Annotated in this window: 10 protein-coding genes; 3 read left to right on the top strand and 7 right to left on the bottom strand. The window is 72.1% G+C overall.

Features of this window, described 5'->3' with window-relative positions:
- Positions 1-103 precede the first annotated feature (103 nt).
- The 3 genes from E1286_RS15685 to E1286_RS15675 are packed head-to-tail and all read right to left on the bottom strand — an operon-like array spanning position 104 to position 3,125.
- Positions 104-1,309: a metal-dependent hydrolase family protein gene (locus E1286_RS15685; protein WP_132613101.1), complete on the bottom strand. Its 1,206-nt coding sequence runs from the start codon at positions 1,307-1,309 to the stop codon at positions 104-106.
- Entirely contained in the window at positions 1,306-1,752 is a 447-nt protein-coding gene (locus E1286_RS15680) for a GAF domain-containing protein (protein ID WP_132613099.1), read from the bottom strand. Before E1286_RS15680 ends, E1286_RS15685 begins: the two co-directional genes overlap by 4 nt.
- Positions 1,749-3,125 (bottom strand): MFS transporter, encoded by a 1,377-nt coding sequence (locus E1286_RS15675; protein WP_132613097.1) that lies wholly within the window; start codon positions 3,123-3,125, stop codon positions 1,749-1,751. The genes E1286_RS15680 and E1286_RS15675 overlap by 4 nt, the downstream gene beginning before the upstream one ends.
- Before the next feature lie 140 nt (positions 3,126-3,265).
- On the opposite strand from E1286_RS15675, the gene E1286_RS15670 reads away from it, so the two are divergent.
- Positions 3,266-4,141, top strand: coding sequence for a MurR/RpiR family transcriptional regulator (locus E1286_RS15670; protein WP_132613095.1), 876 nt, complete (start codon positions 3,266-3,268; stop codon positions 4,139-4,141).
- Between the two features lie 22 nt (positions 4,142-4,163).
- Here the strand turns inward: E1286_RS15670 and E1286_RS15665 are convergent, their stop codons facing one another.
- Both E1286_RS15665 and E1286_RS15660 read right to left on the bottom strand, forming a co-directional pair.
- Positions 4,164-4,703, bottom strand: coding sequence for a hypothetical protein (locus E1286_RS15665; protein ID WP_132613093.1), 540 nt, complete (start codon positions 4,701-4,703; stop codon positions 4,164-4,166).
- Positions 4,704-4,793: 90 nt separating this feature from the next.
- Positions 4,794-5,147 (bottom strand): winged helix-turn-helix transcriptional regulator, encoded by a 354-nt coding sequence (locus E1286_RS15660; RefSeq protein ID WP_132613091.1) that lies wholly within the window; start codon positions 5,145-5,147, stop codon positions 4,794-4,796.
- Positions 5,148-5,242: 95 nt separating this feature from the next.
- Here E1286_RS15660 and E1286_RS15655 point away from each other — a divergent pair, with 95 nt between their 5' ends.
- Entirely contained in the window at positions 5,243-6,334 is a 1,092-nt protein-coding gene (locus tag E1286_RS15655) for an NAD(P)/FAD-dependent oxidoreductase (RefSeq protein WP_132613089.1), read from the top strand.
- Positions 6,335-6,428: 94 nt separating this feature from the next.
- On the opposite strand, the gene E1286_RS15650 is transcribed toward E1286_RS15655, so the two are convergent.
- Positions 6,429-6,899 (bottom strand): DUF6194 family protein, encoded by a 471-nt coding sequence (locus tag E1286_RS15650; protein WP_132613087.1) that lies wholly within the window; start codon positions 6,897-6,899, stop codon positions 6,429-6,431.
- Positions 6,900-6,985: 86 nt separating this feature from the next.
- On the opposite strand from E1286_RS15650, the gene E1286_RS15645 reads away from it, so the two are divergent.
- On the top strand, positions 6,986-7,672 hold the full coding sequence (locus E1286_RS15645) for a MerR family transcriptional regulator (protein WP_132613085.1): 687 nt from the start codon (positions 6,986-6,988) through the stop codon (positions 7,670-7,672).
- Here the strand turns inward: E1286_RS15645 and E1286_RS15640 are convergent.
- Positions 7,650-8,105: a hypothetical protein gene (locus E1286_RS15640; RefSeq protein WP_132613083.1), complete on the bottom strand. Its 456-nt coding sequence runs from the start codon at positions 8,103-8,105 to the stop codon at positions 7,650-7,652. The two genes, E1286_RS15645 and E1286_RS15640, sit on opposite strands and share 23 nt — an antisense overlap.
- Between the last annotated feature and the right edge of the window lie 160 nt (positions 8,106-8,265).

Here is an 8,265-nt window from a genome sequence, read left to right as displayed (position 1 = left end):
CGCTACGCACTCCACCCCCCGCCCGACGACCCCACACCGCCTCGGCGACGGTCCCGCCGCAGGGTCTTGGGAGCCGGGGGATGGCCGCTCGTCCGGACGGGAGTCAGGCGATGGCGCCGGATTGGATGACGTGGCGCAGGTGCTTGGGGTCGGCGAGGACGCCGGCGTCCTCCAAGGGGTCGCCGTCGAGGACGAGGAGGTCGGCGCGGGCGCCGATGTCCAGGGTGCCGATCTCGCCCGTCAGCCCGAGCAGGTCGGCCGCGCCGGACGTGGCCGCGCGGAGCACGTCGAGAGGTGGCTGCACCTCGGCCCGGAGGCGGAACTCGTGGCTCTGGTGCCGGTGCATGCCGCCGAGCAGGTCGGTCCCGAACGCCAGCCGCACGCCGCCGCGCGCGGCCCGCTCCAGCGCCGTCAGACCGGCCTCCAGCACCTCGTCCACCTTGCGCCAGCTGTTCTCCGGCAGCCCGAACGCCGGCCCCTCCTCCTTCAGCGCCCAGTACGTCACCAGCGTCGGCACCAGGAACGCGTCATGCCGCCGGAACAGCTCGACGCTCGTGTCGTCGATCAGGTTGCCGTGCTCGATCGAGCGCACGCCCGCCTCAAGCGCCCGGTTGACGGCTCGCGCGGTGTAGGCGTGCGCGGCGACGTACCGGTTGGCGGCCTCGGCCTCGGCCACGATGGCGCGCAGCTCGTCCATGGAGTACTGGGTCGAGTCGATCCGGTCGGTCGGGGAGGCCACGCCGCCGGAGGCCATCACCTTGACGTGGTGGGCGCCCTTGCGCAGCTCGTCGCGGGCCGCGGCGCGTACGGCGTCGACCCCGTCGGCGACCCGCCCGACGCCCGCGCAGCACGGATGATCGTCGACGTGCTGCTCGCCCCGGCCGCGGAAGTCGGAGTGGCCGCCGGTCTGGCTCAGCCCCTTGCCGCAGAACAGCAGCCGCGGCCCCCGGACGAGGCCTTCGGCCTGCGCGTCGGCCAGACCGAAGTCGGCGCCGGAGTTGTCGCGGACGGTGGTGAAGCCCCGGTCCAGCATGCCGCCCATGATGCGGGCGGCGTGCGCGGTGACGTACGAGGGTGACATCGTGCGCAGCGCGCCGAGGTCCGCGGTCGAGGCGGTGACGTGCACGTGAGCGTCGATCAGGCCGGGCACGACCCGGGCGCCCGCGAGGTCGATCACTCGCGTGCCGTCGGGGGCGCGCAGGTTCGTCCCGGTCTCGGCGATGCGGCCGTCGGCACAGCGCAGGTCGGCTTCGGTGTACTCGCCGGTCGCGACGTCGAGCAGCAGGGCGTTGCGCAGCAGCAGGCTCATGCGGCACCCCCACGCGGCGCCGCGCCTTCGTGCAGTGCCGCGGCGGCGTCGCCGGCCAGCGCCTGTGCCGCCGCCACGGAGCTCTCGTCGTAGCGGCCTTCGGCGTCGAGCAGGTTGAGCACGCCGACCACCTCGTCGCCGTCCACGACGGGCACGTTGACGACGGCGCCGCAGCCGAGGCTCTCGATCAGCTCGTGGTCGGCGAAGATCTCCCGCACGGCGGCCCGGTCCTTCCCGAGGTACGGCCGCCGCCCCTCGATGCACGTCGCCAGCCAGCCCTGGGCGACCTCGACGGTCTTCTCGCCGCCCACCGGGTACTGCTCGGGGTGGCTGCTGTGCACCCGGCGCAGCGCCCGCCGTTCCGGCACCCAGGCGAGCACGGTGAACAGCCGCACGCCCACCTCCCGGCGTACCTTCTCCTCCAGCTCGGTCAACGTGGTCACCTGGTGGCCTCCTGCACGGGGGGTTCGGTCAGCTCTTCAAGGGATTGCCCGGCCGTGGCCAGGCCGAAAACGATCACACACACCACCCCGGCCACCAGCACCGCGGTCGTCAGGCCGAACACGCCCGCGAACCCGAGGCTCGCCGCGGAGAACCCGATGATCGTCGGGGCGAGGATGCTGCCGACCCGGCCGAAGGCGCTGGACAGGCCGGTGCCCGTGGCGCGGATCCACGTGGGGAACACCTCGGGGGTGTAGGAGTAGACGCCGGCGTAGGTGCCGTTCAGGAAGAACGACAGCACCGCGCCCGCGACCGTGATGGAGACGGGCGAGTCCATCTGCGACAGCCAGAACGCGCTGACCGCCGAGCCGGCGAGGTAGAGGGCGATGGTGTTCTTGCGGTCCAGCCGCTCCGACAGCCAGGCGGCGGAGAAGTAGCCGGGGATCTGGGCGAGATAGATGATGATCGAGAACTCGAAGCTCTTGGTGACGGTGATGCCGCGGTTCACCAGCAGGGTCGGGATCCACGAGAAGAACCCGTAGTACGAGAACGTGATCACGAACCACACCAGCCAGATCACCCCGGTGCGCCTGGCCATGGCGGGGCTCCACAGGAAGCGCAGCGCGCTCACCAGGTTCACCTTGCGGGCCGTGGCCGAAGGGGCGACGGCGGTCTCGGGCACCGGGGGCAGCGGCGCGCCGGTGGCCCGCTCGACGCGGCGTTCCAGGTCGGCGACCACCGCCTCGGCCTCGGCCGTACGGCCCTGATGGAGCAGGAAGCGTGGCGACTCGGGCAGCGAGCGCCGCCACCACAGCAGCATGAGGATCGGCAGCGCGGTGATCACCTGCGCGATCCGCCAGCCGTCGTCGAACGTGGGCACCACGAAGCGCCCGATCAGCGCGGCCATCACGAACCCGAACGAGAAGAATCCGGCCAGCGCGCCGATGAACCACCCGCGCCGGTCGGCCGGCACGAACTCCGACAGGAACGGCGCGATGATCGCGCTCTCCGCGCCCGCGCCGGCCCCGGCCAGCACGCGCGCCGCCAGGAACACCTCGTACGAGGGCGCGAACGCGGCCACCACGGAGAAGACGGCGTAGAAGGCGAGCGCGTACATCATCACTTTTTTGCGGCCGATGCGGTCGCCGAGCAGGCCCGCCACGGTCGCGCCGAACAGGAAGCCGAACGGCGTCGCGGACCCGATGAAGCCGAGCTGTCCGTCGGACAGGCTCCAGGCGTCCTGAGCGCTCGGCAGCAGGAACGCGACCACGGCCGAGTCCATGCCGTCGAAGGTGTAGCCGAGCCCGCCGATCAGCAGGAGGACATAGTGAGGACGGCTCAGCGGGAGCCGATCGAGACGGGCCAACAAGGACATGGACGCACCTTTCCCCAGGTCGTGGCCCTACAGGGGGACTTCGAAGCAAGATATAGTGCGAAATGCCGGAAATGCAATGGTCATTGCATGAGGCGATTGCGGCGAATGCGTAGCATGGTCCCGGCCGAGGGAGGATCAGGGTGACAGAGCGCGCCGCCGACAGCTTCGAAGACTGGTTGCGTGAACGGCTGCCCGAGCGCGGGCTGCGCGGCAAGGCCGCCGCCGTCGTGGAGCTGCTGCTGTCCCAGCCACGGCGCGCGTCGTTCGCGTCGGCGGGGGAGCTGGCCCAGGTCGCGGGCGTCAACGTCGCGACCGTCACCCGTACGGCGCAGGCGCTCGGCTTCGCCGGCTGGCCGGCGTTGCAGCTGGAGCTGCGCGCCCGCTATCTGTCCTCGCTCAGCGCGGGCCAGGTCGCGGCCGAGCACCGGGGCAACGGCTCGCCCAGCTCCCGCTCGCTGCGCCGCGACCTCGACAGCCTGGCGCTGCTCAACCGGCGCATGGACGAACGCGTACTGCTCACGATCGCCGAGGCCGTCGCGGCGGCGCGGCGCACCGTCATCGTCGCCGACGGCAGCTACGCCGCCGTCGGCCTCGCCCTCGCGCACAACGCCCGCCTGGCGGGCTACCCCGTGGCGGCGGTGACGGCGGGCGACGCGGAGCTGGCCAACACGGTCTCCACCGTCGCCGCCGGCGACGTGCTGATCGCGATCAGCTTCTGGCGTCTGTACGAGAGCACGGTGCTGGCGGCCAACGAGGCCGGGTCGCGGGGCGCGCGGGTGTTCGCCATCACGGACGCGGCCAGCCCGGCGCTGGCGAACGCGGCGGAGGAGGTCGTGCTGGTGCCCGCCGAAGGGGAGGCCTTCTTCCCGTCGCTGACCGGGGGCATGGCCGTCGCCCAGGCCCTCGTCGCCCAGCTCGCCGCCGTCGACCCGGCCCGTACGGGCGCCTCCATCGAGGCCGCGGAGGCGATGTGGGCCAGGTTCGGCCTCCTCCACCGCCGCCCCGCGACCCCCTGAGATCAGGCGGTCGGGTAACCGGTCAGAGCCAGCTGGCGCGGACGCTGGTGGCCGACTCGGCGCCGGGAGGGGCGTCCGGGGAGGTGGTGCGGATCTGGTCCAGCAGGCGGGAGACCGTCTCGACGATCTCGGGGGCGCGGTCACGCAGGCCGCGTACGTCCTCCGGGGTCACCTCGTCACGTGCGACGCCCGCCTCGTCGAGGACGCCCTCCAGGTCGGCGAGGCGTTCCCCCAGCCAGGCCAGCGGCTCCTTCGACAGCCGCTCGTCGAACACCCGCCGCCCCGGCTCCCACCCCCGCGTGCCCGGATGGTGGTGCGTGCGGTCGAAGCTGCCCGGCGTGCCCTCGACGGACTCCAGCAGGTCGACGCGCCAGATCGGCCGGTCGATGCTGATCGGGCGGGCGGAGTAGATCGAGCCCTTCAGCTCACCCTGCTCCAGCCGGCGCAGCTCGAGCCGCACGCCGCGCTCGGCGCCGTCCTGGCCGGGCAAGGGGGCTGGGTCGACGAAGTAGATGTCGCTCACGGCCACGCCGATCCGCTCGAAGCCGAAGAGGTAGAGCACGGGAACCACGTCCTTCGCAGGTGTCGGGACACGCCTCGAACCTCAACGTAACACCGCATATCGGACGATCAACCCCCAACCGGCCCAGGGTCAGCAGAGCTCGTCGGGCGCGGGCAGATGCTCCTCGGCCCAGCGGGAGATCTGGTCGAGCGCCGGTATGAGCGCCCGCCCGCTCTCCGTCAGCTCGTACGACACCGTCACGGGCGGCCCCTCCTCGACCCGGCGGGCGATCAGCCCCGCCTTGGTCAGCTCGGCCAGCCGGTCGGAGAGCACCGAGTCGCTGACGCCGTCGATGGCCCGCGACAGCTCGCGGAACCCCGCGGGGCCGGCGCCCAGGCTGCCCAGCAGCAGGCCGCTCCAGCGCTTGCCGAGCAGGGTGAACGCGCGGGTGAGGGCGGCGTCGCCGCGGGCGCAGTTTTCCAGGTCGTGTCGCGTGGGCGCCATGCCCTCCAAACTAGCAGATCAGCTGTCGCTTTGATTTCCGAAGCGAGTATGAATAGCCTAGCAACGCCTTCCTTCCTAGTAGCTTTGGAGATGTGATGAGCGAGAACGCGCGTCCGAGCGTCGTGGTGGTCGGCGGCGGGTACGCCGGCTTCAAGGTGGCCAAGCTCCTCGACGACGTCGCCGACGTGACCCTGGTCGACAAGACCGACACGTTCATGCACAACGTCGCGGCGTGGCGGGCGCTGGTCGAGCCGGAGTGGCTGGAGCGGATCTTCCTGCCCTACCGCCGCCTGCTGAAGCACGGCAGGTTCGTCCAGGACCGTGTCGTGGAGGCCGACGGCCGCCGTGTGCGGCTCGCCTCCGGGCAGGTCCTGGAGCCCGACTACCTGGTGCTGGCGACCGGGTCGGCGTACCCGTTCCCGGCGAAGATCGACGAGCCGGACGTCGGGGCGGCCAGGGCCAGGGCGCGGGCCGCGCACGAGGCGCTGGCCGGCGCGGAGCGCGTACTGCTCCTCGGGGCCGGACCGGCCGGGCTGGAGCTGGCGGGGGAGATCAAGGCGTCGTTCCCCGGCAAGCACGTGATCATCGCCGACGCGGCGTCCGACATCCTGCAGGGGCCGTTCGACGACGAGCTCCGCGTCGAGCTGCGCAAGCAGCTCGCCGACCTGGGCGTCGAGCTGCGGCTCGGCGCCGCGCTGCGCGGGCTGCCGAGCGTGCAGCCCGCCGTCGCCGGGCCCGTCAGCGTCGTCACGGAGGCGGGGGAGGAGCTGACGGCCGACATCTGGTTCCGCTGCTTCGGCGTCGTGCCGCACACCGACTACCTGCGCGGTTCGCTCGCCGCCGCCCGCGACGAGCGCGGCTACGTACGGGTGGACGAGCGGCTGCGGGTCGCCGGGCACGAGAGGGTGTTCGCCATCGGCGACATCGCCGACGCCGACCGCAAGATGGCCGGCTTCGCCGGCGCCCAGGGCGAGCTGCTCGCGGCGAACCTGCGCGCGCTGATCACCGGCGAGGGTGAGCAGCAGGACTACGAACGGCAGCCGCCGGTCATCCTCGTCCCGCTGGGCCCGGAGGGCGGCGCCGGCCACCTGCCCGACTTCGGCGGGCTCGTGGGCCGCGAGGTGACGTCGCAGTTCAAGGGCCAGGCCATGCTGCTGGACATGTTCACCGGCCACTTCGACGCCTGACGCGCCGGGAAGGACTCCGGCCCGGGGCCGACGGCGTCCCCGGGCCGGATGACGGGGTCAGGACCGGACGGGGCGGTCGTCCACCCCGCTGACGTCAGCGCGTCTCGGCCCGCCGTTCGTAGCGGGCGCGGGCGAGGCGGTGGGCCGTGCGCAGCAGGTCACGGACCGCCGCCTCCGTGCGCGGGCCCGGGTTCACGACGGCGAGCCAGCCCAATTCGCCGTAGACGGGGTGCGCGATCACGGTGTCTACCACGCTCGGATCGGGGTCGTCCGTGGCCGGGTCGCGCGGCTGCCTGCCGGTCCGGCTGACGAAGGCGTCCTTGCCCGCGAAGAGGTTCAGGCGGAAGACGTCCGGCCGGTTCAGCCGCGATCTCTCGTCGCCGGGATAGTCCTTCGTCACGATCGTGGCGAAGGGCTGCGTCGTCGTCGGAACGACGCCATCGGGCGCGTAGGAGAAGAACGTGTCGCCCCAGCTGATCTCGGGTGAACCATCGCCGGGTCCCGGCCTGAGCGCGAGAACTCCGCCGAGGTCGTCGAGGAACTTGATGATCTCGTCAACGTCCATGCGTTCTAGCATTCCATTGAAGTCCTTGTGGAGACTTTTCACGAAAGAGCCGAGGTCACAGGGTGCGAAGCCGCAACTCGCCAGGAATGCGCACCGCCGACATCGCACGGCGGACCGGGTACTCCGTGCAGCAGATCCGCAATCTGGAGCGAGACGGTGTGCTGCCGCCCGTGGGACGCACTCCCACCGGTTACCGGATCTACGGCGATCCGCACGTGCACGCGGTGCTGGCCTATCGAGCGCTCGCGGCCTGCACGGGCCCGGTCGAGGCCAAGAGGATCATGCGCGCCGCGCACGCGCACCCGCTGTCGGAGGCGCTGGCCCTTCTGGACGCGGCGCATGCCCGGCTCGACACGGAGCGCCGTGAACTCGCGCTGGCCAAGAAGGCCGCCGAGGCCATCACCGCGGAGCCGATCGACGCCGTGCGCCCTTCGGACGCGATGAGCATCGCCGAGCTCGCCGCCGCGCTCGGCGTGCGCCCGTCGACCTTGCGGCACTGGGACGCGGAAGGTCTCGTCGTCCCCGGCCGCGACTCCGTACGAGGCCCGCGCCGCTACTCGCCCGCCCAGGTGCGCGACGCCCGCGTCGTCCACCAGCTGCGCATGGCCGGCTACCGCATAGCCCCGCTCAAGGCCCTGATGCCACAGCTGCGCCGCGGTCGTCGCTGGGAGGAGGTGCTGAGCACGCTGGCGGCCCGGGACGCGAGCATCGACACCCGTTCGAGAGCCCTCCTGGAAGCCGCCGCCGCACTCAACGCACTGCTCGCACGCTGAGAACCGACGATGAGAATGCCGCTGACCCGCGACCGGTTCCTGGCGCACCGCGGTCCCCCGCCGGCGCCGGCCAGATCCAGCCGGCGGGGGAAAAGCTGGTGAGGTGATAGACGAAGATCCCGGCGACCGACAGCAGCAGCACCGTCATCGGCAGGCGGCGCCTGACCAGCAGGAGGGCTCCGAGGAACAGGGCGAGCGGGATCACGCCCTGCCACGGGCTGCGCACTCCGGTGGCGAGGGCGACGGCGACGAAGAGCACCACGGCGACGGCGGCCAGCCCGACGTCCACGAGCAGAGCGGAGTGCCGGACGTGAAGGGGCTCACGTCGCGATGGCGATCCGGCCAGACCGCCGGACGCGCCTCCGGCGCCCAGCCCCAGCGCACCGGCCGTCAAGGTGAGCGCGGCCACCACATTGATCGTTCTCTTGCTCATGGCGGAACGCTATGCCGCGCCGCGGCGGCACCGCGTCGTCCATCGACTGTCACTCGCCTCTGCTCCGTTCGCCGTAGTCCCTGCACCGAAAGAAGCAGACGGCGGCTGTCGCGAGCCGAGTGCTCGTTCCGCTGCGGGATGACGTCCTGCGCGCCGGCGC

It is taken from the genome of Nonomuraea terrae (genome assembly GCF_004348995.1).
In the GTDB taxonomy this organism is placed as follows: Bacteria; Actinomycetota; Actinomycetes; order Streptosporangiales; family Streptosporangiaceae; genus Nonomuraea; species Nonomuraea terrae.
This window is presented reverse-complemented; position numbering and strand designations above follow the sequence as displayed.

Excerpts from the sequence above, each read along its gene's own strand:
- E1286_RS15685 (WP_132613101.1), bottom strand. The coding sequence starts at position 1,309 with ATGAGCCTGCTGCTGCGCAACGCCCTGCTGCTCGACGTCGCGACCGGC.
- E1286_RS15675 (WP_132613097.1), bottom strand. The coding sequence starts at position 3,125 with ATGTCCTTGTTGGCCCGTCTCGATCGGCTCCCGCTGAGCCGTCCTCAC.
- E1286_RS15660 (WP_132613091.1), bottom strand. The coding sequence starts at position 5,147 with ATGGCGCCCACGCGACACGACCTGGAAAACTGCGCCCGCGGCGACGCC.
- E1286_RS15655 (WP_132613089.1), top strand. The coding sequence starts at position 5,243 with ATGAGCGAGAACGCGCGTCCGAGCGTCGTGGTGGTCGGCGGCGGGTAC.
- E1286_RS15650 (WP_132613087.1), bottom strand. The coding sequence starts at position 6,899 with ATGGACGTTGACGAGATCATCAAGTTCCTCGACGACCTCGGCGGAGTT.
- E1286_RS15645 (WP_132613085.1), top strand. The coding sequence starts at position 6,986 with ATGCGCACCGCCGACATCGCACGGCGGACCGGGTACTCCGTGCAGCAG.
- E1286_RS15640 (WP_132613083.1), bottom strand. The coding sequence starts at position 8,105 with ATGAGCAAGAGAACGATCAATGTGGTGGCCGCGCTCACCTTGACGGCC.